Genomic DNA, 25,797 nt, shown 5'->3' on the forward strand with positions numbered 1-25,797 from the left:
CGCATGCAGCAATCGATTCCGCTCGCCAATTACAAGTCTCGCATCAACTCTTTGGCGTATCGTATCGTTGCTCGATATGGAACGACTTCGCTGTGATCAGCCATGCACTATCGATGCAATGGTACGAGAGGTAGTCGATATAGAGAAGCGTATCGATCCTGACACGGACCTTGACGATGGCCTGGCCGGGCGACGCAAAATCTACCAGCAACAGCTCCTGTTGCCGTGGAGCGTTTTTGGATTTCGGCGACTGACCGGCAGCGAGCGCGCTCTTGAATTCCTGCGCGGACAATAGCCGTAAGCTCCCGTCTCGCAACCCATGCAACTGGGCGCTCGGCGCAAATACGCGGCCAAAGCGTGACACGTCATTGTCAAACATGAGGTCGAAGTAACGTCCAACAGCGTCAAGCAACGAATGGTAGGCTGCGTGGTGGCACATCACGAACTCGCTTGGCTTCGAGGACTGAGCCATTATCGTTGCATGCGACCCGCAAGCATGTCCTTGCTAAAGACACCAATATTTGTCAGCAATACGCAATCTTATGCCTTTTGTGATGCAAGAAATTACTCAGTATGCCAAAACTCGATCTCGATGGGGTGGACCGCCGGATTATTGCCGAGTTGCAGGCCGATGGGCGTTTGAGCAACGTCGAACTTGCGGACAAGATCGGATTGTCCCCTTCGCCGTGTCTGCGTCGCGTCAGGCGTCTCGAACGGGATGGGTACATTGAAGGCTATCGGGCAGCCTTGCGGCGCGACCGCATCGGGCTCGGCTTCTCGGTCTTTCTCGGCGTTAAGATCGACGGGCATACCAATGAACGTGCGCTGCAGTTCGAGAAATCCGTGGTCGCGATGCCCGAGATTGTTGCATGCCACCTCGTCTCCGGTGAGGCAGATTATTTTCTCGAAGTCGTCGTACCGGATCTTGCCGACTATCAGCGCTTTCTGGTCGACAAACTCCTCAATATGCCAATTGTGCGCGAGGTACGCAGCAACATCGCAATTCAGACACTCAAGGCGGGGGCGCCGTTGCCGCTCAAACACCTTGAAAAAGAGCAGGCCCACAAGCGTTCGCAGACGACCCGGCACGGACGGACGGAACAAGGCGGACGGGGACGGCGAAGATAGTCGCGCAGCCATCTACGCCAGCGGCCCTTTCTGTCCGATCCCAAAACGTATAGGTTTTCGGATCAGGGAAACGCCGCAAAGACGGCCGGTGCAGAGAAACGCGCATGCTCGATAAAACCGATGATGTTGCGATGTCAGCCGAAATCTGGCTGGCGCAATTCGAAAGCGCGCTCGCAGGGCCCGACCCCGGCCTGCTGAAGACGCTGTTTCATCCCGACAGTCATTGGCGCGATGTGCTGGCGCTGAGCTGGAACATCCAGACCCTCAACGGCGCGGAACCAATCCTGAATGCTTTGAAAGCCCGCGCCGTCGGCACGGCCCCCAGTGATTTCAGGATCGACCCCGAACGCGCCGCACCGCGACGCGTGACCCGCGCCGGCACCGAGGCGATTGAGGCGATCTTCAAGTTCCAGACCCGGCAAGGCCGCGGCAGCGGAATTCTGCGACTGATCGCGGACGCCGGCGACGGCGGCAAACTCAAAGCCTGGACGCTGCTGACCGCGCTCGACGAACTCAGGGGTTTTGAGGAACAACTCGGCTCGGCGCGGCCCCGCGGCCAGTCTTATTCGCGCGATTTTCGCGGTCCCAACTGGCTCGATCTGCGCCAAGCCTCAACCGCCTATGCCGACCGCGATCCGGTCGTGCTGGTGGTCGGCGGCGGACAGGCCGGGCTTTCGATCGCGGCACGGTGCAGGCAATTGCAGGTCGATACGCTGATTGTCGATCGCGAGGCGCGGATCGGCGACAATTGGCGCCAACGCTATCATGCGCTGACACTGCATAATCAAGTGCAGGTCAATCACCTGCCCTATATGCCGTTCCCCCCGAACTGGCCGGTCTATATCCCCAAGGACAAGCTCGCCAACTGGTTCGAGGCCTATGTCGACGCCATGGAGCTGAACTACTGGACCGGCACCGAGTTCGAGCGCGGCGCTTACGACGAAGCCGAAGGACGCTGGTCGGTGGTGCTGCGCCGCGCCGACGGCAGCACGCGCACGATGCATCCCCGCCATGTCGTGATGGCAACCGGCGTCAGCGGCATTCCCAATGTGCCGGATATCCCGACACTGAAGGATTTCGCCGGCACGGTGCTGCATTCCAGCCAATACAGCGACGGTGAAGAATGGAAAGATAAAGCCGCCGTCGTGATCGGCACCGGCAACAGCGGCCACGACATCGCGCAGGACCTCCATTCAAGCGGCGCTAGGGTGACGCTGGTGCAGCGCAGCCCGACCTTGATCACCAATATCGAACCCTCGGCGCAACTGGCCTATGCGGCGTATAATGAGGGAACCCTTGATGACAACGACCTGATCGCGACCTCGATGCCGCTCGAGCTGGCGAAAAGAAGCCATGTGATGCTGACCGAGCAGTCGAAAAAATTCGATCAGGAATTGCTCGACGGCCTCGCGCGCGTCGGCTTCAAACTCGATTACGGCGAAGGCAACACCGGCTGGCAATTCAAATACCTGACCCGCGGCGGCGGTTATTATTTCAACGTCGGCTGCTCCGATCTGGTGGTGCGCGGCGAAATCAAATTGGCGCAATTTGCGGATATTGAATCGTTTGCTGTGGAGGGCGTGCGGATGAAAAGCGGCGCGACGCTGGCGACTGATCTGATCGTGCTGGCGACCGGCTACAAGCCGCAGGAGCATCTGGTGCGCAGGCTGTTCGGCGAGGCGGTCACGGCACGGGTCGGCCCGATCTGGGGATTCGGCGAGGGACAGGAACTGCGCAACATGTATACCCGCACCGGCCAGCCCGGCCTCTGGTTCATCGCCGGGAGTCTCGCGCAATGCCGCATCAATTCGAAATATCTGGCGTTGCAGATCAAGGCGGTGGAGGAAGGCCTGCTGCCCCGGAGCGTGCGCGATCCCCTTCAACGTTCCTCATGATCCAGGATCTCCCGGACGATGAAGGATTCGGCGTGGCGCCAGGCCTGATCATTGTCGCCTCGGAAGGTAACGAGACGATTGAAAACGACGTTTCGCGTTTTCACATCGACAATGTCGAATTTTGCCCATTGCACGAGCGTGCTGAGCTTGTGAAGACTGCCGATCAGCAGATAGGCAGCGTCGGCCGCTTGCGCCTTGCCGAGCAACTGATCGGCATCGATGTCGCCAACCGAACAGGCGTTTGGCGGACAATCGAGGGCGACGTTTCGCACCTTTCCGCTCGCCGCCAAATCGGCGCGCATTGAGACTTCGAATTCGCGCAAGCGCCGGAAATGGTCGGCGCTCTGATCGATGACCTCACCCGAGGTGTCGATATACTGGATCTCCGCGATCGCGAGGGCGGGTGCCTCGCCTTGCGCCTGGCTTTGCCGAACGGTGCTGGCGGAAAAAAGCGCGGCGGCAATCAAAGCGAGGCCGGCTGATCGTCGTTTTGTCGACTTATCCATGGGATGGCTTTCCTGTTGGTGATCTGCCTCGGCCCTAGTTGGGCGGTTCCAGAAGACGGCGCTGAATCAGCCAGCGCGCCCCACGACTCCAGGCCGAGTTGGCGCCCGCGCGCAGGTCGGTCTGCTCGACATCGACGAGCGCCCCGGATTGAGCGTCGCGAATTTTATAGGTCACCGCGTAGTCTGTTCGGCTGATGCGCGTGACGATCCCGAGCATGGACTGGTCCGCGTCAAGAGCAGCGGCGATCCTGGCTTCGCAACCCTCGCAATTATGCAGTTTACCTGTTTTGGCGGCTTCGTCGCGCGCCGCGCCGACGTCGACCAATTGATAGCGTCCCGATTCCGCGATCAGCCGCCGCGCCTCTTCCGTCGAAAGCCGCAATTGCTCGCGGTCGACATCGTCGGGGGGAGTGTACGCCGCAGCGGCGCTGAAATCCTCCAATTCAAACGGAAACACCGCGAGTTTGATTGGACGCGGTGCGGCGGGTTCGGCCGCCGTGGCGACGGCGAACCCCGCAGCAATCATGACCGGAGTGAGGATGAAAGCCATCCGGCGCATCGATGAACCTTTCGAGTTGCCACATCGCGGCCATATCGCCCGATCCGCTGCCTTGGCGAAATGGAGACTTTCCCTGAATTGACCGGGTGAAATGCCCGATCTTGCCTCGCCCCTCTTTCTTCCCGGCGAAATTTGCTTCTAAATGCGGGGGAAAGGGAGAGAGCTTGCAACAGGCCCCTCATTCCGTGGCGGGCCACGCGCGCGCCATCGATCTGAAGCTGCGGCTGGCGCTACGCGTCGCGGCGCTCGCGGCGATTTGCTTCCTCGCTGTCGCGGCCTATGCCTTGGTTGACAGCGACCGCGCCACCAGAGACAGGGCGGGCCGCATCGCCGCGATCGTCGCCAAGGATATCTCACTGCAGCAAGCGCAGGCGCAATGGTATTCCTTGTCCCCCAGCCTAACTCCGGATTTGCAACGGGTCGCGGCGCCTTTGATGGAGCCGGGCCTCTGCATCGCCTATCGGGACAAGGCGGGAGATTTTCGACAGGGTATCTGTAGCGGAGCGCTCGCCGACGAAATTGCCGCGCCCGAAAGTTTCGCGGCACTCTATCGCGCCTTCTTCCATCCCGGCGAACCGATCTCGATGCCGCTGCTTGTTGAGGGCAGGACCCAGGGTGTGGCGATCGCGACCGTCGACCCCGCCACACAGATAGGCCAGAGCTGGCGCGAGGCGAGCCGCCTTCTCTCCATCATGGCTTTCGCCTTGGCCGGGCTTTGCCTCGCGGTCTATGCCGCGCTCGCGCGGGCCCTGCGGCCGACGCACGTCATTCACGCCGGGCTAAGGCAGCTCGCGGCGAACAATCTCTCCACGCGGCTGCCCAGTTTCGACCTTGCGGAGCTCTCGGCGATTTCCGACGTCTTCAACACGCTCGCGCAAAAACTGGAAGCCACCCTTGCCGAACGCAACAATTTGACGAGAAAGCTCATCGCCGTGCAGGACGAGGAGCGGCGCCACCTTGCTCGCGAATTGCATGACGAATTCGGCCAGTCGCTCACCGCCATCGCGGCGCAGGCCGCCGCCGCTGCCCATACGGCGGAGCGCGAATGTCCACCGCTGGTCGAGGAATGCCGGGGCATCTCGCGCACGACCGCGGGCATGATGGAAACGCTGCGCGGCGCGCTGGTGCGCCTGCGCCCGCCCGACATCGAGGAACTCGGCCTGACCCTCAGCCTCGAAAGCCTGGTTGCGAGCTGGAACGGCGTCGAGAAGGGGCGCACCCGATTCGAAATTGCCATCATTGGCAGGGTCGACGATTTGCCGCCAAGCGTCTGCGCCAGTCTTTATCGCATCGCGCAGGAGGCGATCACCAATGCAGCGAAGCACGCCCAGGCCCGGCACGTGCAATTACGTCTCGAGGCAGGACATGCCGATATCGTCTTGAGCGTCGAGGACGATGGCGAGGCGACGGGCGGCGGTCTGCCGGCAAAACCCGGCATGGGACTTCTCGGCATGCAGGAGCGGGTCGTTTCCCTCGGCGGAACGCTGCGTTTCGAGCGGCGCGCGGCGGGCGGCGCCCGGCTTGTCGCGACCATTCCCGATATGGGGTCGGAACCTTGAGCACGCCCGATGCCAGGAGCTTCACGCGGGTGATGCTGGCGGACGACCATGCCATCGTGCGCGAGGGTTATCGCTCGCTGCTGCAGAAGCAGGATCGCCTTCGGGTCGTCGCCGAAGCCGGCGACGGGGCCGAGGCCTATCGTGTCTACAAGGAGGTCAAGCCCGACCTCGTCATCATGGACCTGTCGATGCCGGGGATTGGCGGGGTCGAGGCGATCCGCCGCATCCGGCAGTGGGATAACTCCGCGCGTATCCTGGTATTCACCATGCACCAGAGCGCCGCTTATGCGGTCCAGGCGATCAAGGCGGGCGCACGCGGCTTTGTAACGAAAAGCAACCCGCCGGAGACGTTGCTGCGCGCGATCGCCGACGTCATGGCCGGGCGCATCGCGCTCAGCTCTGACATCGACCATGAGCTCGCCATCAACCGCCTCGCCGACGAACCTTCGGCCGTTGACGCGCTGAGCCCACGGGAATTCGAAATCCTGCGCATGTTGCTGGCGGAGAAATCCGTCGATGACATCGCCGAGACGCTGCATGTCAGCGTCAAGACTGTGGCCAATACGCGCTATCTCATTCGCGCCAAACTCGGCGTGGCGTCCGACATCGAGCTTGTCCGCCTTGCGCTTCGCCAGCGGATCATCGCAGCGGAGGAAATCGAGGGCTAGCTAGCAGGAAATGCCCTGGCGCACCCTTCATTCCGCCCTGACGTTGGACGCCTTGATGATCGGCCACCACCGTTCCATCTCGGCTTTCTGAAAGGCCCGCAACGCCTCCGGCGATTGCTGGTCGCGCGGCGATATTTGAATGCCGAGTTGCTCGAAACGCTTTTGCACCGATGGATCGGCAAGGATCCGCACCATGGTGGCATTCAACTTCGCGATGATATCGCCGGGCGTATCCTTCGGCACCCAAAGCCCATACCAGAGCGAAGCAAAGAAACCGGGCAGCCCCGCCTCATCCGCCGTCGGAATTTCCGGCGACGAAGGCAGCCGCGTCCGGCCGGTGACGGCATAAGGCCTGATGCTGCCGGTGGATATCAGCGCTCTGAAATTCGACGCCGGCTCGATCATGAGATCGATTTGTCCGGCCAGAAGATCCTGCATGGCCGGCGCGTTGCCGCGATAGGGCACGAATTGAAACCTGGTCGCGGTCTCCTTTTGAAACGAGATGCCGGCGAGATGACCCGCCGCGCCGACGCCGGCAATGCCCACCGACGTCTTGTCGGGATTGGCCTTGAGATAGGCGATCAGCCCCTTCAGATCGTCCGCCGGCAGGCTCTTGCGGCCAGCAATCAACAACGGCTCGCTGCCGATCTGGATCACCGGCTCCAGATCCTTCAACAGATCGAACGGAAGGACGTAAAGGCCACCGGTCAGCATATGCGTGGTCGAAGTGCCGATACTCAGCGTGTAGCCATCGGCCGGCGAACGAACGGCGCGGCCGACGCCGATGCTGCCGGCGGCGCCCGCGACATTCTCGATGATGACGGATTGACCGAGGATGCCCCGCATCTGCTCGGCCAGGGTGCGAGCCAGCGTGTCGGTGGCGCCTCCGGCGGGGAACGGCACGATCATGGTCAGCGGACGCGCAGGATAGTCCTGTGCCATCGCGCCGCCGATCCATCCCAGACCAAACAGGATCGCGGCCATTGCCGTCGGCAATCTACCCATGGGCCTCCTCCGAAATCGGCGCATGCAGCACCGATCAGTTATCGCCGATCACCTCGCGCCGCTGCCGTTCGGATTCCTCCGCGTAGCGTCGCATCGCGTGGGCTTCAGTCAGAATTCCAATCGGCCGGTGTTCGCCGCCGGCTTCGACCACGGCCAGCGATTCGGCTTCCGCGGCATCAAAAATGGCGATCGCTTCCTGGATGTTCATGGCGGGATGCAACACGATGCCCCGGTGATGAAGGATACCATGAAGGCCCTTGGTCATCTCGATATCAGACGTGTGTGCGTGCGCATCCGCCACCAGCACCAGCCCGACGTAGTGGCCGGCGGCGTCGACTGCGACCACCCGGTTCTTCGATCCCAGCGGAAACTTGGCTCGGAATTCTTCGATCGGCATCTCGGCATTCACGGTGGCCACGTCCGGCCGCATCAGCCGCCGCACCGTGAGATCGCGGATCCAGCCGATATCGGCGGCGCTACGGATGGTCTCGCCGCGCAAATGCAATCGCCAGGTCGCGAACGAGTAACCGAACCATTCGCGGGTGATCTGGGTCGAGATGATGACCGCGACCAGCACGATCGTGGTCAGCCAGAGATCGCCGGTCGACTCCAGCGCGATGAACGTCATCGTCAGCGGGCCGCCGATCACGGACGCCGACAGCGCGCTCATGCCGACAACCGCATAGACGTTGGGATCGAGATTGAGGCCCGGCCAGATCACATCGAAGCCGGCGGCGAACAGGCGGCCACCGAGCGCGCCGAGAAAAAGCGTGGCGAAAAACAATCCACCACGAAAACCGCTGCCCAGCGAAATCACCGACGCGATCGCTTTCAGGACGAACACTGTCGCCATGGCCGCGAGCGGCATTGAAACAAGTCCGGCAAAGTGCAGCGCACCATGCCCCGACGACATCACTTGCGGCGTCTGCAAGGCGAGCAGGCCCACCGCGAGACCGCCCAGCGCCGGGCGCAGCGGCGACCAGATCCCGGTCTTCGACAGCAGCGCCTCGCAGAACGCGACGCCGCGCATGATTCCGATGCCAAACAGCGCCGCCAGAATCCCGAGCACCGCGGCGATGGCCAGGTCGCGCCCGAGCACATCGCCGACCGGCCCGACGCCGACGCCGAGTGTCAGCACCGTAAACGCATGGGCGACGAAATAGCCCGCCACCGCGGCGACGCCGACCGGCGTCAGACTGGAGGGCGTGTATCCTCCGATCACCAGTTCAAAGGCGTAGAAGGCGCCGGCCAGCGGCGCCCCGAACGCGCCCGCGATCGCGGCGGCGGCGCCGCAGCCGACCATCAGACGCTGATCGGCACGGCGCAGATGAAATCCGCGACCCAGCGAGGCGGCAAGGCCGCTGGCCAGCTGGGTATATCCCGCTTCAAGTCCGACCGAGGCGCCGACGCCGCTGGACCAGATCGTCTGCAACGCCACGATCACACTGCCGCGAAACGACATTCGCCCGCCATGCAGGGCATTGGCCTCGATCGGATCGATTTCACGCGCCGGCCGCCAGCGCAGCAGCAGCAGGAAAGCCACCCCCAGCAGCAGCCCGCCGAGACTTGGAACCAGGAGGGCGCGCAGCGGATCGATCCTGACCTGGCTGGAAAGACGATCCCCCATTGCAAGGTTGAACAGCGCCACATGGAGCAGTTCGACCGCGGCCCCCATGGCCGCGACCACCAGTCCCGCTGTCGTCCCGACCAGGGCCGCCAGAACCACCAGGCTGGTTTCATGGGCGCGAACGAATGCCCGCAGCCGGCGTGGCGCCTCCAGATAGCGGGGTTTGGTGATCATTTTGCCGTGTCCGTGTGCGGCCGAAATGGGGCCGGCCGCCTCGTTTAGCGGTGTTAATGCCGCTCCTGCAATCGGTAGCGCCCCCTGGCCATGGCGGATAAGGCCGCCAACGCTCTTCACAATCCCGTCACGCTGCCTGTAGTATGTCAACTCATGCTGCTTCGCAGCTTATAGGGGGCCAGGAGCGTTACTTGAACGCACATGTCTCGCAAGGTGGTTGGCCGGTACTGGTACTGAACGCGGACTTCCGGCCGCTCAGTTATTATCCGCTGTCTCTTTGGTCGTGGCAGGACGCGATCAAGGCGGTGTTCCTCGACCGCGTCAATATCGTCGAGCACTACGACCGCGCGGTGCGCAGTCCCTCGTTCGAGATTCAGCTGCCGAGCGTGGTGTCGCTCAAATCCTTCGTCAAGCCGACCACGCATCCTGCCTTTACCCGGTTCAACGTATTCCTGCGCGACCGCTTCGTCTGCCAATACTGCTCGGCCGACGACGATCTCACCTTCGATCACATCATCCCGCGCAGCAAGGGCGGCCAGACCACGTGGGAGAATGTGGTCGCCGCGTGTTCGCCATGCAATCTGCGCAAGGGCAATTTGACGCCGCAGCAGGCACGGATGTTTCCGCGGCAGCCGCCATTCGCGCCGACGGTGCACCAGCTGCATCGCAACGGCCGGCTGTTCCCGCCGAACTATCTGCACGACAGCTGGCTGGATTATTTATACTGGGACACCGAACTCGATCCATAATTCGCGATCGGCGGGGTCGCCACTCCCGTTACGGCGGACTTTCAAGACGGTCATTTGCGGCATAAGATCGCTCCCGATTTCGCGCGCGCTGGTTCGCCGAAATCTGCGCAACCCGCACGCGCCGGCTGGCCAGGAGAAACTTGATGGCCTCGTTGACTGAATGGAAGGTGCCGCCGGCGAGTCAACCCCGCGCGGCCGACTACAGTTTCGATCTCGACCGGGTATTGTCCTCGGTTGTCGGCCTGCATTCGATCGTCCCCAGCGATGCCTCTAGCGCCGACACCCTGGGTACCGAGCGCGCCGGCAATGGCGTACTGATCGATGACGGGCTGGTATTGACCATCGGCTATCTGATCACCGAGGCCGAAACCGTCTGGCTGCATATCGGCGACGGCCGTGTGGTGCCAGGCCACGCGCTCGGCTTCGATGCGGTGACCGGCTTCGGCCTGGTGCAGGCGCTTGGCCATATCGATCTGGATCCGCTGCCGCTGGGGTCTTCCGCCGCCGCCGAGATCGGCGACCGCGTGGTGCTAGGCGGCGCCGGGGGACGCACGCGATCGGTCGCCAGCCAAATCACCGCCAAGCAGGAGTTCGCAGGTTACTGGGAGTATCTGCTGGACGAGGCGATCTTCACCTATCCGGCGCATCCCAACTGGGGCGGCACCGGACTGATCTCGACCCGCGGCGAATTGATCGGCATCGGCTCGCTGCAGCTCGAGCGCGAGCGCGACGGCAAGGCCGAGCGCGTCAACATGGTGGTGCCGATCGATCTGCTCAAGCCGGTGCTCGACGACTTGCGGAAATTCGGCCGCGTCAACAAGCCGGCGCGGCCGTGGCTCGGGATGTATTCGACCGAGATCGACAACAAGGTCGTCGTGGTCGGCATCTCCGCCAAGGGTCCCGCGGCGCGCGCCGAACTCAAGGCCGGCGATGTCATCCTCGCCGTGAATGGCGAGAAGATATCGAGTCAAACCGGCTTTTATCGAAAGCTGTGGTCGCTCGGCCCTGCCGGCGTCGACGTGCCGCTCACCGTCTATCATGAGGGCGTCACCTTCGACGTGGTGTTGACCTCGATCGACCGTGCCAAACTACTCAAGGCGCCGCAGCTGCACTGATAGAGCGTTTTCGAGCGCAAAAGCGCGATCAGCAACAGGAAACCGCGCGATGAGTGAGGCCGTGGTCGACGACATCGTGGCCATGCTGCCGCCGCTGCTGCAATCGCTGGAAGCACTCGGCTTTATCGCGCGCCATCTCAACCCGCCGGATTTCGGGCGGGTCATGCACGCCGCCGGAACGCCGGATCAGGCATTACGGGCCGAGCTTCCCCGGCTGGCCGGCTGGCCGGAGCAATTCGCGCATTTGCGCCTGCCGTTACAGACCGCTGGTGATGCGGCGCTGGCGGCTTTCGCGGGATTGCGCGCGGTACAGTCGGGCCAGGGTGACCTCGTGGCCGTATTTCGCGCGCTGCGTTACGCCCCGCGCGCGCAGGAGGCGCTGTACCCCCTCGCCGCGAAACTGCCCCCGGTCAGCAGCTTCTTCACCGATCCCGCTTTGCGCGAGGACGCCGGTCTGCTGGCACGCCTCGCGGAGCCGGGCCAACCCAACACCGGAATCTTTCACGATCACAACGAACCCGGCAGCCGCGGCGGTTTCTCGCTCTACGTACCGGAATATTACACGCCCGACCGCGCCTGGCCGCTGGTGATGGCGCTGCATGGCGGCAGCGGCAATGGCCGCGGCTTTCTGTGGAGCTGGCTGCGCGATGCGCGCAGCCACGGCGCCATCCTGGTCGCGCCCACCGCGACCGGGAGCACCTGGGCCTTGATGGGCGAGGACACCGACAGCCCGAACCTCGCCCGCATTCTCGATTCCGTGCGAAGCCGCTGCAACGTCAATCCCAACAGGCTATTGCTGACCGGGATGAGCGACGGCGGCACCTTCTGCTATGTCACCGGGCTCGAAAGCGCCTCCCGGTTCACCCACCTCGCGCCCGTTTCCGCCACCTTCCATCCGCTGATGGCCGAGATGGCCGACGCGCAGAGGTTACGGGACTTGCCGGTCTATCTCGTGCACGGCCAGCTCGACTGGATGTTTCCGGTAGAGGTGGCGCGGCAGACCCAGGCGGCGTTGTCGGCGGCCGGCGCCGACGTGACCTACCGGGAGCTCGACGATCTCAGCCATTGCTATCCGCGCGAGATCAACCCGGTGATCCTCAATTGGCTGAACGGTGCGTCATAACCCTCAGACCATGCCGCCATTGGCGCGCAGCACCTGACCGTTGATCCATCCGCCATCGGGACCGACGAGGAAAGATACAACGGACGCGATATCCTCCGTGGTGCCGAGGCGTTCCATCGGATTCATCTTGGCCATGCGCTCGACCAGTTCCGGCGATTTGCCGGTGAGGAACAGGTCGGTCGCGACCGGCCCCGGCGCCACGGCATTGACCGTGATGTTGCGGCCACGCAATTCCTTCGCAAGGATCGCCGTCATGGTTTCCACCGCCGCCTTGGTCGCGGCATAAACGCTGTAGGTCTCCAGTTTGGTCCCGACCACGCTGGTCGAGAAATTGACGATCCGCCCGCCGTCGCGCAGCCGCCTGGCGGCCTCGCGCATGCAATTGAAGCTGCCCTTGAGATTGACCGCGATCTGCTGGTCGAACAGCGCATCATCGCTGTCGGCGATCTTTGCGAGCTTCATGATGCCGGCATTGTTGATCAGCACGTCGAGGCCGCCGAAGGCCGCTTCCGCCGCATCGAACATGCCGCGTACCGCGTTGGCGTCGCTGACATCGGCCCTGGCGGTGAGCGCCCGGCCGCCCTTGGCTTCGATCTTTCGGGCAAGCGCCTCGGCGGATTTCATATCACCGGAATAATTGATGACGACGGCGAAGCCATCGCCGGCGAGACGTTCGGCTATCGCGGCACCGATGCCGCGCGAGGCGCCGGTCACAATCGCGGTCTTGCTGGTTTTGTCGGTCATTTCTTCACTTCCCCTGTGCCTTTAATGTTCCCTCACACATTGATGTATTGAATGTATTGCGGATCATCGTTTCAAGCCTTCGTGATAACTGGCATCCGCTGATTTCCTGATGTTTCTTTTGGCACGGAACCATCACGGCCCGACCAAGTTGTCGATCGTCACTGAGGGTTTGCCTCACGGAGGGTTTGCGATGCGCGTTTTTCTAGGAATGATCTTGGGTGCGCTTTTGCTGATCGCTGGCGTCTACGCCTACGATTCGCAATCTACCTCGACCGTCGCCAACGGCCAGAGCGCGTCGAATAGCCGGACGATCGTCAACTGGGACGTCGCGGCAACCGACTGGAACGCGCTGAAGCAGCAGGCCCATAGCGACTGGATCAGGCTTTCGTCGAAATAACTTGCGTCGAAATAGCCGCATCGCTGCACTAGAGCATGATTCAACCGGGTTGAATCATGCTCGTCGTCGATCTTCTTGTTTGAGCATGATCTCCGCGCAAACGCCTCTATGACTTCTTCAGCGCCTTGCGCGCGTCGGCGATGACCTGGGCGAACTGCGCCATGGTCAGCACGCCTGGCACGCGGAATTTGCCGACGATAAAGGACGGCGTGCCCTTGAAGTCGAAGGCCGTCGCCTGATCGTTGTTGCGCGCCAGGATGGCGTCGATCGCCGTGGCGTTGGCGGCGAGGTCGCGCGTGAGACGGTCCATTTCAATGCCCGCGCCGGCGAGCAGTTCGGAAATGCGCGGCTCGGTCAGCTTCGAATTGATTCCGATCAGCGCATCATGCGCCTGGATGAATTTGTCCTGGTATTTGCTCGCCAGCGCCATCCGCGCCGCCGTCACCGAGGCAGGCCCCAGGATCGGCCAGTCCTTCAGCACCAGCCTGACCTTACCGTCGTCGTGCACCACCTGCCGCAGATCGGGTTCGAGCTTGCGGCAATAGGGGCACTGGTAGTCGAAATATTCGACGATGCTGATATCACCATCGGGATTTCCGGCCACCGGGATATCCGGGTCGCGCAACACCAGGGCTTCCGTCAGCACGCCGTCGCTTTGGGCGGACGCCGGGCCCGGCGCAACACTGATGCCGAGCATGGCCGCGCCGGTGCCGAACAGGCCCAGCGTCTCGCGCCTTGTGCGCGGTTGATACGGCCGGGCCGGATCGATCGATGTGGTCATGTCTGGTCTCCCGGCTGCCTTTGGCGCACGTCTATCCGTTATTTACGCTCATGATAAGGATAAGTTACGCGCCAGCATATAAAGCGCCACCACTATAATGACCGCGGCGAACACAATATTGAGCGCGCCATGCCGCACCGACAATAATCGCGCCGAGCGGGTGCCGATCAATCCGCCGACGACACCGCCGGCAATGAACAATCCCGCGAGCTCCCACGAGATCAATCCGGACCAGGCGTAACTGGCCGCGGTGGTCAGGCCGAACGCGGTCACCGCGACCAGTGACGAGGAGACCGCGCTCATGATCGACATTCCCGTCGCCAGCATCAAGGCCGGCACGATCAGGAACCCGCCGCCGATACCGAAGAAGCCGGACAGCGTCCCGGTCGCAAGGCCGAGGCCGACGATGGCCGGCATGTTATCCCGGTTGATCTGCACGTCGGGCAGGCCTGCCCGCGAACGCGTTTTCAGCATCAAAATCGCGATCACCAGCATCAGCAGTGCGAACAGCGCCAGCAGCCTCTGGCCATCGAGCAGCTTGCCGAAGATCGAGCCCGCGAAGGCGCCGGCCATGCCGGCCGCCGCGAACGGCAGCGCGCACGACCACCGCACGGTGCCTCCGCGCGCATGGTTCGACAAATTGATCGCGGCATTGGCGGCCACCGCGATGGCGCTGGTTCCGATCGCCACATGGGCGTCGGACACGCCGACCACATAGACCATCAGCGGCACCGCGAGGATGGATCCACCGCCGCCGACCAGGCCAAGCGAGAATCCAACCAGCGCTCCCGATGCCAGTCCGAGTACGCCCTGCATCGTGGAGATTATCAAGAAAGTCACCTTACCCCTACAGCGATACTTTAGAGAGAATTCCCGCAAACCACCATGGCGGCGGCGCCGCAAACCACCCGGGATCAGCGCACCAACAGCGTCACGGCCAGCGGCACCAACAGCGATGTCACGAGCGCGTTGAGGCTCATGGCGATGCCGGCGAACGCGCCCGCGACCGCGTCAACCTGAAACGCGCGGGCGGTGCCGATGCCATGCGCGGCGACGCCGACGGCGAATCCGCGCGCGCGAAAATCGGTAATACCCATCCGGTTCATCAAGGGCGTCACGACGATCGCCCCCATGATGCCGGTGAGCACGACCGCGACCGCCGTCAGCGACGGATCGGCGTGCAGGGATTCGCTGATGCCCATCGCGATGCCCGCCGTCACCGATTTCGGCGCCAGCGACAAAATCACCCCGCGCGGCAGGCCCGCAACCTTCGCCAGCAACACCACCGATACCACCGCGGTTACGGAGCCTGCCACCAGCGCCGCCAGCATCGGCAGAACAGACGCCGCCACCAGCTTGCGGTTTTCGTAGAGCGGCACCGCCAGCGCCACGGTCGCCGGTCCGAGCAGGAAGTGCACGAACTGCGCACCGCCGAAATAGGTCGTGTACGATGTGCCGGTGAGCAGCAGGAACGCCCCGATGATCCACATCGAATGCAGCACGGGATTGGCAAGCGGATTGCGATGCGTCGCCAGCGACACCGCGTCCGCGACCGCATAGACCAGCAGCGTCACCGTCAGCCAGAGCAGCGGCGACTGCGACAGATAGACCCATAGCGAGAGCGGATTTTCGCTCATGGCGCGCTCCGTCCGCGTGCCATCAGGCGGCCCGCGAAAAGAAACGTCGCCACCGTCACCAGCAGGGTCACCACCACGGAGATCGCGAGAACCACGACGATGGCGATGCCATGCTCGGCGATGAGGTCGAGTTTCTGCACGACGCCGACACCGGCCGGGACAAACAGCAGCGACAGATGCGCCAGCAGGCCCCGGCTCGCATTCTCCACGCCGTCCTGCTGCAACGGCCCGCGCGCCAGAACCTTGAAGCGGTCGCGCGCCAGCAGCAATACCAGCAGCAGCAGCAGGCCGACCACCGGGCCCGGCATCGGCAGCTTGAGAGCACGCACGAACACTTCGCCGGCCAATTGGCACAGCAGGATCAGGCTGAGGCTTGCGATCATTGGATGGTCCGCATGCGGCTGATCGGCCGCAGGTTCAACCCTTCAGGCGGCTGACGCATTCGCTGTAATAACCGCCTCCCTTTTCAATCCATTTCAAGCCATCATTGGCATTGGTGGCCTTGTTGGCGGTGAATTGATCCGCGCAGGTCAGCGTCCGCGCCTTGTCCGGGCTCTCTCCGGAGTATTTCGGCGCGACCGCCGTAGGAAACACCGCGTTCGTCGTGATTGGTCCACACTCTTCCTCACGAAACTCTTTCCACTTGCGGCCCTTGAGTTTGCCGGCGACTTCAGCGGTCAGATATTTCAGCCCGCATCCCGTGACCGATGCCGCCGGTTTGACGACAATCGCCGTCGATGTCGGGTTAGGCGGCGCAGCAACCGCGGGCGGCGCCTTCGAATCAGGAGCCGGGGTGGTTGCGGAGGCCGCGGGCTCCGCGGCCTGGGCGAGCAGGACATTTGCCGAGCCTACATTTGCCGAAGTGCCGGCAGCCATCGCCACGCGACTGTTCAGCATCGCCGAGCCGATCTGGGAAAATACGATAAGCCCGATCGAGGCCGTCATTTTCCAGCAAATCTTTTTCATACCCGCCTCGCGAAATCGACGACCCGCACCCGCAATGATCCTTCCTTCTGTTCCGGCAGCTCACCTAAGTAACAGGCCCGGACCAGTTCGGCCCGAGCCTGCCACAGAATCGACGAAACGTCAGGCGGGCTTCAGCTTCTTGTTGCACTCGCTGTAATAGCCGCCGCCCTTCTGGATCCATTTCAGGCCGCCATTGCCGTTGGTTTCCTTGTTGGCTCTGTATTGATCGACACAGGTGTGCATCCGGGCCTTGCCGGCGCTTTCCTGGGCGTATTTCGGATCGATGGCGGACGGGAATACGGCGTTGCCGACCGGCCCCGGCGCAGCGGCGGGAGCCGCTTCCGGCTTCTTCGGCTTGGCTTCCACGACGGGCGCGGGCGGCGGCGCGGCTGCCGGTGCGGCGGCGGGCGTGGCGTCCGCTGCGCATTCGGCTTTGCGGAAATCATTCCACTTCTGGCCATTGAGGGTGCCGGCGGACTTGGCCGCCTGATATTTTGCACTGCATTCCTGCGTGCTCAGGGCCTGCGCCGGCGATGTCGCTACCAACGCGGCAAAACCCGACACCGCAGCCGCACACAATAATTTTGTTTGAATGGTCATCCTTGGCCTCCTTGGGGCATGGCTATTTAGGGCATGGCTATCTCAAGATCGCTATCCTAGCGTAGCGACGGCGTGTGACAACGGCCATCCATCGCCGCAAAAAAATTTCGCGGCGCGAAAATGCGTTCCGACCGGCTTTATTCATCCGCGGTTCAGCATCGCGGCGCGACTTTCCCCGTTTCCTTAACCCGAGGTGCCTGCCATGAAGACCATATCCTCCCGCGCGATCGCGACTGCCTTCGCATCCATGCTGCTGATGGGCTCCGCGTTCGCGCAAGCCACCGCGCCGGCCGCAAAAACCGACACCAAGGCACCGGTCGTTCACAGCGCGGCCTCGCTGGAATGTTCCAAGGAAGCCGACGCCAAGGGACTGCACGGCAAGGAACGCAAGAAATTCCGCTCCGAATGCAAGAAGGCCGCCGCCGAAAAGAAGTAATCTGGTTCGGCCGGTTCTTAACTCCCTCCCTGGCTTAAGGGGAGGGAGTGGGCCGTTACCGTTGATTTGATGCCTTCGATTTGATCTCTCTGATTCGATACCTGCCCGGCCCCGCAATACCCGGAGTGCCGGCAGTTGGTCCCGCCTTTCCGGCGTGATCCCGCCTTTCAAAGCGCATTGCTGCAGTTGCGTTGGCGCATTTGTCCCTGGGCTGCGGATTTGCCATAACGCGGCGTGAGCCAGATTCTTGCATCGATGGCCTATGCCATCCCCAGCCGCGCCAAAACCCTCCACGTGCTTGAGACGCTGGTGATCGGCACCGCCGGCGGCGCGCTGTTTTTATGGGCACATCTTCCGGGAGGGCTGATTTCCGGCGCCATGATCGCGGTGGGCATTGCCGCCATCGCAGGCAGGCCGCTCGCGATGCCGCCGATCCTGACCCAGACGGTGCTGGTATTGCTCGGAATTTCGCTGGGGTCGCTGATGTCGCGGCAGCTCCTGCAGCACATCAGCGCCTACCCCTTGACCATTGCGCTGCTGGCGCTGGCGACGTTCTGCTCGACATTCGGCAGCAGCATCTATTTGCAGCGCGTCCATGGCTGGGACCGGACCTCGGCCTTTCTGGCGGGAAGTCCCGGCGCGCTGTCGCAAATCACCATCCTCGCAATCGAGAAGGGCGCAGACGTATCGGCGATCGCGGTGGTGCAGACCATGCGCGTGATCATTCTGACCGCGGCGCTGCCGCTGCTGCTGGCGCTGACCGGGATCGCGCCGTCGCAATCGCCCGGCTTTGCGATGGCGATCGCCTCGCCGCTCGAACTGACCGAATTGATCGCAGCTTCGGTCGCGGTGTCGCTGCTGCTGCGGCTGGTCAAATTTCCGGCGAGCTGGATGTTCGGCGCCATGATCGGGTCCAGCGTGCTGCATGGCGTGGGACTGGTCGAGGGCGGCCTGCCACCCTGGGTGCGCGGGGTCGCACTGGTCGGGATCGGCGCGCTGATCGGCTCGCGCTTCGCACGGATGAGGGTCAAAACCCTGCTCAGCCATGTCAATGCGGCGCTGGGGTCGTTCGCCATCGCCATCCTCATTTCGGGGATCTTTGTCGCGATGATCGTACTGACCACCCAGGTGCGGTTCGGCGACGTCGTGGTCGCATTCGCGCCGGGTGCGATGGACGCCATGCTGGCGCTGGCGCTGACCCTGCACATCGACCCGATCTTCGTCGGCGCGCATCATCTGTCGCGTTTCGTGTTCGTCACCATCGCGACGCCCGGCATCGTCCATCTGTTCGGACGGCCGCAGGAAGATGTCGACGATTAGCGTTGCCGGGTGGATCTGACGAGGCCCCAGGCTGCGATCGCGGCCATCAGCAGCGAGATCAGCACATTGTAGCCGGCCAGCGACAGGCCGAGAAAGCGCCATTGCACTTCGTCGCAGCGGATCACCTTGACGGTGTCGAGACGCTTCAACAGGTCGCCGGCGCTGCCGAGATTGCCGACCGGGCCGGTGCAATCGGTCGGGCCCTGCCAAAAGCCCCATTCGACGCCGGCATGATAGGTGCCGAGCCCGGCATTGCCGAGCGCGGCCAGGGCGAGCGCGGCAAGCCCGGCCAGCAGCACCACGCGCGGGGCATTGTCTGACGATTTCCTGCCCGCAGCCAGCGCCGTCAGCGCACCGAGCGGGATCGCCAGATAATAGGCATAGCGCTGCTCGAGGCAGAGCGGACAGGGACGGATATCCAGTACCAGCTGAAAGAACCACGCCCCCGCCAGCGTCGCCGCCGCGATCGCCGTGATCGCCAGCGCCGCCGTCAGCGCCGGGTTGGCGTCGTCGCGCACGGGCGAAGTGGTTGCGGTGGCATCCAGCGTCACGTTGATCTCCTGTGGCCAAGCGTCCTAGCCCGCGCGGGTGGCGCTGTCGAGGCATGCGCGTTCACACCGCAGTGTTTTGGGCGTGTCTTGCCCGCCCGGCGCGTCGGCCCGGCCGCGCAGTTCGCGGGTTGACCGGCAGTCACCGGCCGCTATATTCCGCCGGCTTCGCGACGCCGGCCTGCGGGCCGGCATCCGAAAGCCCCTGTGGCGGAATTGGTAGACGCGCTCGACTCAAAATCGAGTTCCGCAAGGAGTGCTGGTTCGATTCCGGCCAGGGGCACCACGCTTCGCCCTTACGGGCTTCGCGTGGCGCAGCCACGTGTCCGCAAGGGTGAAGCGTGTCCGGCGTAGGAGCCAACGGGTCGCGCGAATGCGCGCCCGATGACAGGCTCCGCGACGAAGCAATCTATTTCACCGCGCAAAGAAAGAATGGATTGCTTCGCTCGCAATGACGTGAGTATTGCGACACACGTCCGCTTTCCCACGGCGAAGACAAGAGCTGTGCAGGTCGCCCGGTTTTCACTTGAGCCGGCTATTTGACACCCGGCCGACCGCCTCTTCATTCCCGGCGATCTCGACCAACGGCTGCGGCCGTCCGAACAGATAGCCCTGCACACTGTGGCATCCGAGCTCGCGTAGCTTGGCAAACTGTTCCTCGGTCTCCACACCTTCCGCCAGCAGCGGAATCTCGAGGCTTTGACCGAGGCTGATAACCGCACGGACGATCGAATCGGAACGGTTGTTGGTGCCGAGATCGGTGACGAAGGCACGGTCGATCTTGATGCGGTCGAATGGAAATGCCTGCAGATAGGACAGCGAGGAATAGCCGGTGCCGAAATCGTCCATCGCGATCTGCACGCCCAGTGACTTCAGCCTCAACAGCACCGAAAGGGCCCGGGAGAAATCGCTGATGAATACCCCTTCGGTGATTTCAAGCTCCAGCCGCGATGGCGCAAGCCCGGTCTCGAGCAGAATTTCATGGACGGCGGCCGGCAGATCGCCCTGCGCGATCTGTTCCGGCGAGATATTGACGGCAATGGTGACGTTGTCGCGCCAGCCCGCGGCGGTGCGGCAGGCCTCGCGAAGCACCCAGTCGCCCAGCGGCGCGATCAACCCGCTTTCTTCCGCCAGCGGAATGAAGTCCATCGGCGACACGTAGCCGCGCTTGGGCGAGCGCCAGCGCAGCAGCGCCTCATAGCCCACGATTTCGCGCGCCATATTCACCTGAGGCTGATAGTGGAGCAGGAATTGATCCTTGGCGAAGGCCTCCTGCAGATCATCGTTCAAGGCCCGCCGCTCGCGCACCTGGGTGTCGAGCTCGACACTGAAGTAGCGTGCACTCCCGCAGCGCTCGCGTTTGGCCTGAGACAGCGCCAGATCCGCATTTGAAAGCAGCGTATGGCAGTCGCCCCCGTGCACACCCGAGATAGCGATGCCGAGGCTCACGCCCACGCCAAGATTCCGGCCGTCCACGTCCAGCGGTATCCTGAGCGCGTCGGTCAGCCGCCCTGCCAGCTTCGATACCTGTTCGTGATCTTCGTCGATCAACAGAACGAATTCATCGCCGCCGATGCGGGCCAGATAACCCGCTCCCGCAGCTGTTCGCAGCCGACCGGCAACCTCGCGCAGAACGGTATCGCCGACAGGATGGCCGAAGCGGTCGTTGATGTCCTTGAAGCCGTCGAGATCCATGCACATGACGGCGAGCGGCTTGCCTTCATGGCGCGTTTGTTCAAGCGCCGACGGGAAATATTCCTCGAACGCGGCGCGGTTCGGAAGATCGGTGAGACGATCGTGATGGGCGATATAGGCGATACGCTGCTGCGCCTGACGCCGCTCCGATTCGGCCTTGCGCTGCTCGGTCATGTCGACCACCGACACGATCCGGGCATTCCTGTCCTTGTAGCGCAGCGCCTGGGAATAGAGCCGCAGGTCCAGCGGCGCGCCGTCGGAGCGTATGTGCCTGATGTCCCGTCCTTCGCGATCGGTAGCAGGCAGCCCGTTCAGGTACTCGCGCAGCTCGGCTCGTGCTTCCAACGGCCTGACCCAGGTTGGGTCCAACTGGAGGAACTGCTGGCGGCTGTAACCATAAAGCGAGAGCGCGGCGTCGTTCACATCCAGGAATGAGAACGCCTCCTGGTCGAGCACGAACATCGCAACCGGATTGCTGTCAAACATCAGCTGAAGGGATTTTTCGCGCAACACCTCGCCGGTGATGTCCTCGTGCAGCGCCAGCACCCCGAGGTCCCCGATCGGCTCGAAGCGAGCGCGGATGGTGCAGTGGCCATAGTCGTAGACGTGCTCATGCACGCCGTCCCGCTTGATGTCGGCCAACAGCTCCCTGCCGTAGGCGTCGATGTCCCCGGTAAACTCGCCTTGAGATTGCCAGTATTCCAGAATGCCGCGTCCCTTGCGGCCGGGTTCGACCACTTCGGGCGGCAGCAGCGGATAGATCTGCTTATAGCGGTCGTTGCAGAAAATGATGGCACCTTGTTCGTCGAACAGGATGATGCCCTGCGACATGTTGTTGATGGCTGAGAGAAGGCGCGCGTTCTGGCGCTGCGCATGCTCGCGCTGTCCGGTCTCGTGGAACCGCTGCAGTCCGCTCAGGGCCGCGGAGATCCAGGAAACTTTTTGCCGCCCGCTCATCGCACCCTCCAAAGGAGGCGCGTTTATACGGAGTTCCGTTGAAGGCGATGTTACCAGAGCTGGTTAGCGAACGATGAATTCGTCGCGCCGTCGCAACCATTGGTCGAATTTGTACTCACCCGCATCTCACCGCGAGCCGTTTTCGAGCTGTCGAACGCGGCAATGATGCCGCGAGCGCCGCTTTTGCAACGGCCGGGAGCGGCGGCTTAACCCCCGCAGAGGCTCTATTGATCGACGCCGAAACCAAATATTTTGGCGAACAGGACTGGACTGCGCATTCGCCAGACAGCCCGTCCCGGCCATCAGTCGGGTCGTCCGTCACAGTTTGGCGGCACGATCTGCACCCCGTCGAGACCATCGCGTGAATTGCGCAATGGTGCCAGGCGCGGATCTTCGCACCAATCTCCTGCGGTGCAGCAATATGACGGCCTTCGGCGAGATGCACCTTTCGGTCGCCCCGCGCTGAAGGTAGCATGCTCCCGGAAGGAACCGTCGAAACAGGTTCCCACGGGACAGGAAACAACCAGCCAAGGGGACAATTCAATGGCTATGGCCGTCACACATGAGACGTTGTCCGTATCTGATCATAGCGCGCAATTGCGCAAGGCGGTCATCGCGTCAACCATCGGCACCGCGATCGAGTGGTACGACTTTTTCCTGTATGGGACCGCGGCCGGGCTGATCTTCGGCAAGCTCTACTTTCCCAACGAAGATGCATTGACGGCGACGCTCGCGGCCTTCGGCACCTACTTCATCGGCTTCATCGGGCGCCCGATCGGCGCGGCGATATTCGGTCACTACGGTGATCGCATCGGCCGCAAGGCGACGCTGATCGCCACGCTTCTGTGCATGGGCATCTCGACCTTCCTGATCGCTTTCGTGCCGACCTACGCGTCAATCGGTATCTGGGGCGCGGTCATCCTGACGGCGTTGCGGATGCTTCAGGGCATCGGCGTGGGTGGCGAGTGGGGCGGATCGGTGCTGCTGGCGATGGAATGGTCGCGCACCCACGGTCAACGCGGGCTGGTGGCATCGTGGCCGCAATTCGGCGTGCCGTGCGGCCTGTTTCTGGCAAACCTTGCCATCCTCGCCTTCAGCCAATTGTCGGGTGACCAGTTCGCCACCTGGGGCTGGCGAATTCCGTTCGCGCTCTCGATCGTTCTCGTCGGTGTCGGACTGTGGATTCGCCTCGGCATCCTCGAGACGCCGGTGTTCCAGCAGCTGCTGGACGACAAGAAAATCGAGAAGACCCCGATCATCGAGGTCTTCAAGATGCATCCGAAGGAGATCCTGCTGTCGGCCTTGCTGCGGCTGTCCGAGCAGGCGCCGTTCTATATTTTTACCGCCTTCATCTTCGCTTACGCCGTTGGCACCTTGCACATGTCGCGCGATCTGATCCTGATGGCGGTGCTGGCGGCCTCCTGCGTCTCCTTCATCACCATCCCGCTGTCGGGCCACATCTCCGACCTCGTCGGGCGCAGGAAGATGTATCTGATCGGCGCCGCGTCGACGGGCCTGTTCGGTTTCGTGTATTTCGGAATGGTGGACACCGCCATTCCGTCGGCCGTGTTCATCGCCATCGTGCTGTCGCTGATCCCGCATGACATGCAATACGGGCCGCAGGCCGCCTTGATCGCAGAGGCCTTTACGCCGCGATTGCGCTACAGCGGAGCTTCACTGGGCTATCAGCTCGCCTCGGTGATTGCCGGCGGGCCGGCGCCCCTGATCGCGACCGCCCTGTTCGCCACCTATCACACCGGCTACGCGATTTCGATCTACATCGCCGGCTGCGCGGTTATCAGCATGGTGGCGGCGGCGTTCATGCCTGACTACACCGGCCGGGACATTTCGAAGGAGTATGACGCCTGACAAGGGCGTAGCGTCTGTTGTGCTGGGGGGCCCAGCTTCGTCCGGGCCCTCTTGTTTTGCGGCGCATCGCCGTGATGCAAGCAAGCCTTGGCCTTCTACTTTGCGGTCGGCTTCGGCCCGGCCGGACATGCCGAGAATTGTACGGAAACCCGCAGTCCGATGGGTAGTTGCTGTTGCTTATCCGGTACCGAAACCAGCACCTGGCGGAACTGTTGCGGTGCATTGCCGGCATACGGGCTTTCGCCGACCGTGGCCGCAACACTCTCGACCACGCCGTCAAACTGCAGTTCGGGAACGCCATCGGCGGCGATATGGGAGGGTTGCCCGGGACAGATTTCCGAAATCTCGCGTTCACCGACAAAGGCCCGCACCAGGCGTTTGCTGTCGTCGACCATGGTCATCAAGGTCACCGGCGCCATCGAACTCACCAATTGTCCCGGGCTGACGCGGGTGCTCAGGATGACGCCGTTGATCGGGGCGTCCACCGTGCAGTAACCCAGCCGCGCGGCGACTTCTTCCAGCCGCCGCTGGTTGGCATCGCGCCGTGAGCGCGCTTCGGTAATGTCTTCCTCCCGGGAGCCGACTTTCAGCAGCACCAGCTTTGCCCGTACCTCCTCGAGCATCGCGGCGGCCATCCGCGCGTCCCGCTCGGCCTGGTCGATCTGGACCCTGGTGACGGTGACGCCCTCGTGCAGTTGCTGGGCCCGCTGGTATTGCTTCTCCGCTTCCTGCAATCTCGCTTCCGCCAAATTGACGTTGGCGACCCCGATGGCGATTTCCTCGGGCCGGGAGCCGTGCGAGACCCGGTCAAACACCGCTTCGGAGGCCGCAAGGTCGGACTCGCGGGCCTCGCGTTCCCGCTCGACATTGCGGCACTCCACCCGCAGCAGGTGCTGGCCTGCCTGAACGTGATCGCCGGCCTTGACCAGCAATTCCGCGATGGTTCCGGTCGCCGATGTGCCGAGCGACAACACCTCGCTTGCGCCCTCGACGCGCCCCGGCGCCGCATTTGATTTGGTGACAGGTTGTCCCGTTCCGACGCCGGGCAAGCTCCACCATGCGACCGCGAGAATGACGGCGCCGCAGCCGAGCTTGGCCGCGCGCGAAAGCCTTGTGTTGCTGAATAATTCCGGGCGCTGGAACATGTCGGCTATCCGTGATGATTTACCGTCGGCAAGAATAACCGAAGCGGTGGATGTTCGGAAGTTAAGTCGGCGTGACCTGCCATCCCATTGCGGATCCGGCGTCGGCGATCGAGGCATCGCGCCAATTTCCTATTCAAATATCAAACAGCCACAACGTTCCCAACACCCGTCATTGCGAGCGAAGCGAAGCAATCCATCTCGCCAAGCAAAGAAAGAATGGATTGCTTCGTCGCTTTGCTCCTCGCAATGACGACATCCAGATACGACTTCGCGATCCCGCGACGCGAAGCGCCCGAGCTGTGCAAGAATCTCAGCCCTCAGAAATCAGAGGGCGCAGGGAAAGCCGGGTGCCTGGCGCACCCGCAGCCCCCTGTGCAACAAAAAAGCACAGGGGTAGAAGCCACAGGTTCGCCGGAACACCCGGCCTTCCCTGCACAATGGTTTTACGGCTTATTTCGTGCTCTCCCCGGTGACCGGGCTTTGTTGTCACCGTCGCCGGCGGAAAGATTTCCGCCAACTTGACGCCAGCATCGGGGCGTCAGGACCACACGACTTCGCCGTCCGCTTGAGTGCCGTTCGTCAAAGGCGCTGCCG

The 25,797-nt window shown here is 62.9% G+C and carries 26 protein-coding genes and 1 tRNA gene; 12 read left to right on the forward strand and 15 right to left on the reverse strand.

Annotation, left to right across the window (positions count from 1 at the left end):
* Positions 1 to 43 precede the first annotated feature (43 nt).
* Positions 44 to 472, reverse strand: a complete 429-nt coding sequence (locus tag ABR948_RS01955) for a nuclear transport factor 2 family protein (RefSeq protein ID WP_428113668.1) — start codon at positions 470 to 472, stop codon at positions 44 to 46.
* 101 nt (positions 473 to 573) lie between these two features.
* On the opposite strand from ABR948_RS01955, the gene ABR948_RS01960 reads away from it, so the two are divergent.
* Both ABR948_RS01960 and ABR948_RS01965 read left to right on the forward strand, forming a co-directional pair.
* Positions 574 to 1,128: an Lrp/AsnC family transcriptional regulator gene (locus ABR948_RS01960; RefSeq protein WP_428113670.1), complete on the forward strand. Its 555-nt coding sequence runs from the start codon at positions 574 to 576 to the stop codon at positions 1,126 to 1,128.
* Between the two features lie 104 nt (positions 1,129 to 1,232).
* Entirely contained in the window at positions 1,233 to 3,023 is a 1,791-nt protein-coding gene (locus ABR948_RS01965) for a flavin-containing monooxygenase (protein WP_428113672.1), read from the forward strand.
* Here the strand turns inward: ABR948_RS01965 and ABR948_RS01970 are convergent.
* Entirely contained in the window at positions 3,008 to 3,490 is a 483-nt protein-coding gene (locus ABR948_RS01970; protein ID WP_428113674.1) for a DUF2380 domain-containing protein, read from the reverse strand. The genes ABR948_RS01965 and ABR948_RS01970 overlap by 16 nt on opposite strands.
* A gap of 73 nt (positions 3,491 to 3,563) precedes the next feature.
* A complete protein-coding gene (locus tag ABR948_RS01975) occupies positions 3,564 to 4,079 on the reverse strand; it encodes a DUF3280 domain-containing protein (RefSeq protein ID WP_428113676.1) in 516 nt (171 codons plus the stop codon).
* Between the two features lie 173 nt (positions 4,080 to 4,252).
* Between ABR948_RS01975 and ABR948_RS01980 the strand changes: the two genes are divergently transcribed.
* Together ABR948_RS01980 and ABR948_RS01985 are read left to right on the forward strand one after the other, a co-directional pair.
* On the forward strand, positions 4,253 to 5,647 hold the full coding sequence (locus ABR948_RS01980; RefSeq protein ID WP_428113678.1) for a sensor histidine kinase: 1,395 nt from the start codon (positions 4,253 to 4,255) through the stop codon (positions 5,645 to 5,647).
* Positions 5,644 to 6,315: a response regulator gene (locus ABR948_RS01985; protein ID WP_428113680.1), complete on the forward strand. Its 672-nt coding sequence runs from the start codon at positions 5,644 to 5,646 to the stop codon at positions 6,313 to 6,315. The genes ABR948_RS01980 and ABR948_RS01985 overlap by 4 nt, the downstream gene beginning before the upstream one ends.
* A 27-nt stretch (positions 6,316 to 6,342) precedes the next feature.
* Here ABR948_RS01985 and ABR948_RS01990 read toward each other — a convergent pair whose 3' ends face one another.
* Entirely contained in the window at positions 6,343 to 7,320 is a 978-nt protein-coding gene (locus ABR948_RS01990; protein WP_428113682.1) for a Bug family tripartite tricarboxylate transporter substrate binding protein, read from the reverse strand.
* 34 nt (positions 7,321 to 7,354) lie between these two features.
* The gene (locus tag ABR948_RS01995; RefSeq protein WP_428113684.1) at positions 7,355 to 9,121 is read right to left on the reverse strand and encodes a chloride channel protein; all 1,767 of its coding nucleotides are present in this window, start codon (positions 9,119 to 9,121) and stop codon (positions 7,355 to 7,357) included.
* 191 nt (positions 9,122 to 9,312) lie between these two features.
* Between ABR948_RS01995 and ABR948_RS02000 the strand changes: the two genes are divergently transcribed.
* From ABR948_RS02000 to ABR948_RS02010, 3 genes are all read left to right on the forward strand, one after another.
* Positions 9,313 to 9,870, forward strand: a complete 558-nt coding sequence (locus ABR948_RS02000; RefSeq protein ID WP_428113686.1) for an HNH endonuclease — start codon at positions 9,313 to 9,315, stop codon at positions 9,868 to 9,870.
* A gap of 143 nt (positions 9,871 to 10,013) precedes the next feature.
* On the forward strand, positions 10,014 to 10,985 hold the full coding sequence (locus ABR948_RS02005; protein WP_428113688.1) for a S1C family serine protease: 972 nt from the start codon (positions 10,014 to 10,016) through the stop codon (positions 10,983 to 10,985).
* Between the two features lie 49 nt (positions 10,986 to 11,034).
* Positions 11,035 to 12,108 (forward strand): carboxylesterase family protein, encoded by a 1,074-nt coding sequence (locus ABR948_RS02010; protein WP_428113690.1) that lies wholly within the window; start codon positions 11,035 to 11,037, stop codon positions 12,106 to 12,108.
* Positions 12,109 to 12,111: 3 nt separating this feature from the next.
* Here ABR948_RS02010 and ABR948_RS02015 read toward each other — a convergent pair whose 3' ends face one another.
* On the reverse strand, positions 12,112 to 12,852 hold the full coding sequence (locus ABR948_RS02015; protein ID WP_428113692.1) for an SDR family oxidoreductase: 741 nt from the start codon (positions 12,850 to 12,852) through the stop codon (positions 12,112 to 12,114).
* Between the two features lie 190 nt (positions 12,853 to 13,042).
* Here ABR948_RS02015 and ABR948_RS02020 point away from each other — a divergent pair, with 190 nt between their 5' ends.
* Entirely contained in the window at positions 13,043 to 13,249 is a 207-nt protein-coding gene (locus ABR948_RS02020; protein ID WP_428113693.1) for a hypothetical protein, read from the forward strand.
* Between the two features lie 106 nt (positions 13,250 to 13,355).
* Here the strand turns inward: ABR948_RS02020 and ABR948_RS02025 are convergent, their stop codons facing one another.
* The 6 genes from ABR948_RS02025 to ABR948_RS02050 form a co-directional block, all read right to left on the reverse strand.
* Positions 13,356 to 14,030: a DsbA family protein gene (locus ABR948_RS02025; RefSeq protein WP_428113695.1), complete on the reverse strand. Its 675-nt coding sequence runs from the start codon at positions 14,028 to 14,030 to the stop codon at positions 13,356 to 13,358.
* Between the two features lie 48 nt (positions 14,031 to 14,078).
* Positions 14,079 to 14,858, reverse strand: a complete 780-nt coding sequence (locus ABR948_RS02030; RefSeq protein WP_428113714.1) for a sulfite exporter TauE/SafE family protein — start codon at positions 14,856 to 14,858, stop codon at positions 14,079 to 14,081.
* Between the two features lie 86 nt (positions 14,859 to 14,944).
* Positions 14,945 to 15,667, reverse strand: coding sequence for an LrgB family protein (locus ABR948_RS02035; protein WP_428113696.1), 723 nt, complete (start codon positions 15,665 to 15,667; stop codon positions 14,945 to 14,947).
* Positions 15,664 to 16,050, reverse strand: a complete 387-nt coding sequence (locus ABR948_RS02040; RefSeq protein ID WP_428113698.1) for a CidA/LrgA family protein — start codon at positions 16,048 to 16,050, stop codon at positions 15,664 to 15,666. Before ABR948_RS02040 ends, ABR948_RS02035 begins: the two co-directional genes overlap by 4 nt.
* A gap of 34 nt (positions 16,051 to 16,084) precedes the next feature.
* Positions 16,085 to 16,633, reverse strand: coding sequence for a hypothetical protein (locus ABR948_RS02045; protein ID WP_428113700.1), 549 nt, complete (start codon positions 16,631 to 16,633; stop codon positions 16,085 to 16,087).
* Positions 16,634 to 16,753: 120 nt separating this feature from the next.
* Positions 16,754 to 17,233, reverse strand: a complete 480-nt coding sequence (locus tag ABR948_RS02050) for a hypothetical protein (RefSeq protein ID WP_428113702.1) — start codon at positions 17,231 to 17,233, stop codon at positions 16,754 to 16,756.
* Between the two features lie 202 nt (positions 17,234 to 17,435).
* Between ABR948_RS02050 and ABR948_RS02055 the strand changes: the two genes are divergently transcribed.
* The gene (locus ABR948_RS02055) at positions 17,436 to 17,669 is read left to right on the forward strand and encodes a PsiF family protein (protein ID WP_428113704.1); all 234 of its coding nucleotides are present in this window, start codon (positions 17,436 to 17,438) and stop codon (positions 17,667 to 17,669) included.
* A 234-nt stretch (positions 17,670 to 17,903) separates the two neighbouring features.
* Positions 17,904 to 18,989, forward strand: coding sequence for an AbrB family transcriptional regulator (locus tag ABR948_RS02060; RefSeq protein ID WP_428113706.1), 1,086 nt, complete (start codon positions 17,904 to 17,906; stop codon positions 18,987 to 18,989).
* Here the strand turns inward: ABR948_RS02060 and ABR948_RS02065 are convergent.
* Entirely contained in the window at positions 18,986 to 19,540 is a 555-nt protein-coding gene (locus tag ABR948_RS02065) for a disulfide bond formation protein B (protein ID WP_428113708.1), read from the reverse strand. The two genes, ABR948_RS02060 and ABR948_RS02065, sit on opposite strands and share 4 nt — an antisense overlap.
* 198 nt (positions 19,541 to 19,738) lie before the next feature.
* Here ABR948_RS02065 and ABR948_RS02070 point away from each other — a divergent pair.
* Positions 19,739 to 19,823 (forward strand) — tRNA-Leu (locus ABR948_RS02070).
* Between the two features lie 236 nt (positions 19,824 to 20,059).
* On the opposite strand, the gene ABR948_RS02075 is transcribed toward ABR948_RS02070, so the two are convergent.
* Positions 20,060 to 22,189, reverse strand: a complete 2,130-nt coding sequence (locus tag ABR948_RS02075; RefSeq protein WP_428113709.1) for a sensor domain-containing protein — start codon at positions 22,187 to 22,189, stop codon at positions 20,060 to 20,062.
* Positions 22,190 to 22,732: 543 nt separating this feature from the next.
* Between ABR948_RS02075 and ABR948_RS02080 the strand changes: the two genes are divergently transcribed.
* Positions 22,733 to 24,058: an MFS transporter gene (locus ABR948_RS02080; protein ID WP_428113711.1), complete on the forward strand. Its 1,326-nt coding sequence runs from the start codon at positions 22,733 to 22,735 to the stop codon at positions 24,056 to 24,058.
* A gap of 95 nt (positions 24,059 to 24,153) precedes the next feature.
* Here ABR948_RS02080 and ABR948_RS02085 read toward each other — a convergent pair whose 3' ends face one another.
* Positions 24,154 to 25,203, reverse strand: coding sequence for an HlyD family secretion protein (locus tag ABR948_RS02085; RefSeq protein ID WP_428113712.1), 1,050 nt, complete (start codon positions 25,201 to 25,203; stop codon positions 24,154 to 24,156).
* Between the last annotated feature and the right edge of the window lie 594 nt (positions 25,204 to 25,797).

It is taken from the genome of Bradyrhizobium sp. (assembly GCF_050014615.1).
Lineage (GTDB): Bacteria > Pseudomonadota > Alphaproteobacteria > Rhizobiales > Xanthobacteraceae > Bradyrhizobium.

Bases quoted from the DNA above. Each gene is read 5' to 3' on its own strand.
- ABR948_RS01955 (WP_428113668.1), bottom strand. From the start codon at position 472: ATGGCTCAGTCCTCGAAGCCAAGCGAGTTCGTGATGTGCCACCACGCA.
- ABR948_RS01960 (WP_428113670.1), top strand. From the start codon at position 574: ATGCCAAAACTCGATCTCGATGGGGTGGACCGCCGGATTATTGCCGAG.
- ABR948_RS01965 (WP_428113672.1), top strand. From the start codon at position 1,233: ATGCTCGATAAAACCGATGATGTTGCGATGTCAGCCGAAATCTGGCTG.
- ABR948_RS01975 (WP_428113676.1), bottom strand. From the start codon at position 4,079: ATGGCTTTCATCCTCACTCCGGTCATGATTGCTGCGGGGTTCGCCGTC.
- ABR948_RS01990 (WP_428113682.1), bottom strand. From the start codon at position 7,320: ATGGGTAGATTGCCGACGGCAATGGCCGCGATCCTGTTTGGTCTGGGA.
- ABR948_RS01995 (WP_428113684.1), bottom strand. From the start codon at position 9,121: ATGATCACCAAACCCCGCTATCTGGAGGCGCCACGCCGGCTGCGGGCA.
- ABR948_RS02005 (WP_428113688.1), top strand. From the start codon at position 10,014: ATGGCCTCGTTGACTGAATGGAAGGTGCCGCCGGCGAGTCAACCCCGC.
- ABR948_RS02010 (WP_428113690.1), top strand. From the start codon at position 11,035: ATGAGTGAGGCCGTGGTCGACGACATCGTGGCCATGCTGCCGCCGCTG.
- ABR948_RS02015 (WP_428113692.1), bottom strand. From the start codon at position 12,852: ATGACCGACAAAACCAGCAAGACCGCGATTGTGACCGGCGCCTCGCGC.
- ABR948_RS02020 (WP_428113693.1), top strand. From the start codon at position 13,043: ATGCGCGTTTTTCTAGGAATGATCTTGGGTGCGCTTTTGCTGATCGCT.
- ABR948_RS02025 (WP_428113695.1), bottom strand. From the start codon at position 14,030: ATGACCACATCGATCGATCCGGCCCGGCCGTATCAACCGCGCACAAGG.
- ABR948_RS02035 (WP_428113696.1), bottom strand. From the start codon at position 15,667: ATGAGCGAAAATCCGCTCTCGCTATGGGTCTATCTGTCGCAGTCGCCG.
- ABR948_RS02040 (WP_428113698.1), bottom strand. From the start codon at position 16,050: ATGATCGCAAGCCTCAGCCTGATCCTGCTGTGCCAATTGGCCGGCGAA.
- ABR948_RS02045 (WP_428113700.1), bottom strand. From the start codon at position 16,633: ATGAAAAAGATTTGCTGGAAAATGACGGCCTCGATCGGGCTTATCGTA.
- ABR948_RS02050 (WP_428113702.1), bottom strand. From the start codon at position 17,233: ATGACCATTCAAACAAAATTATTGTGTGCGGCTGCGGTGTCGGGTTTT.
- ABR948_RS02055 (WP_428113704.1), top strand. From the start codon at position 17,436: ATGAAGACCATATCCTCCCGCGCGATCGCGACTGCCTTCGCATCCATG.
- ABR948_RS02075 (WP_428113709.1), bottom strand. From the start codon at position 22,189: ATGAGCGGGCGGCAAAAAGTTTCCTGGATCTCCGCGGCCCTGAGCGGA.
- ABR948_RS02080 (WP_428113711.1), top strand. From the start codon at position 22,733: ATGGCTATGGCCGTCACACATGAGACGTTGTCCGTATCTGATCATAGC.
- ABR948_RS02085 (WP_428113712.1), bottom strand. From the start codon at position 25,203: ATGTTCCAGCGCCCGGAATTATTCAGCAACACAAGGCTTTCGCGCGCG.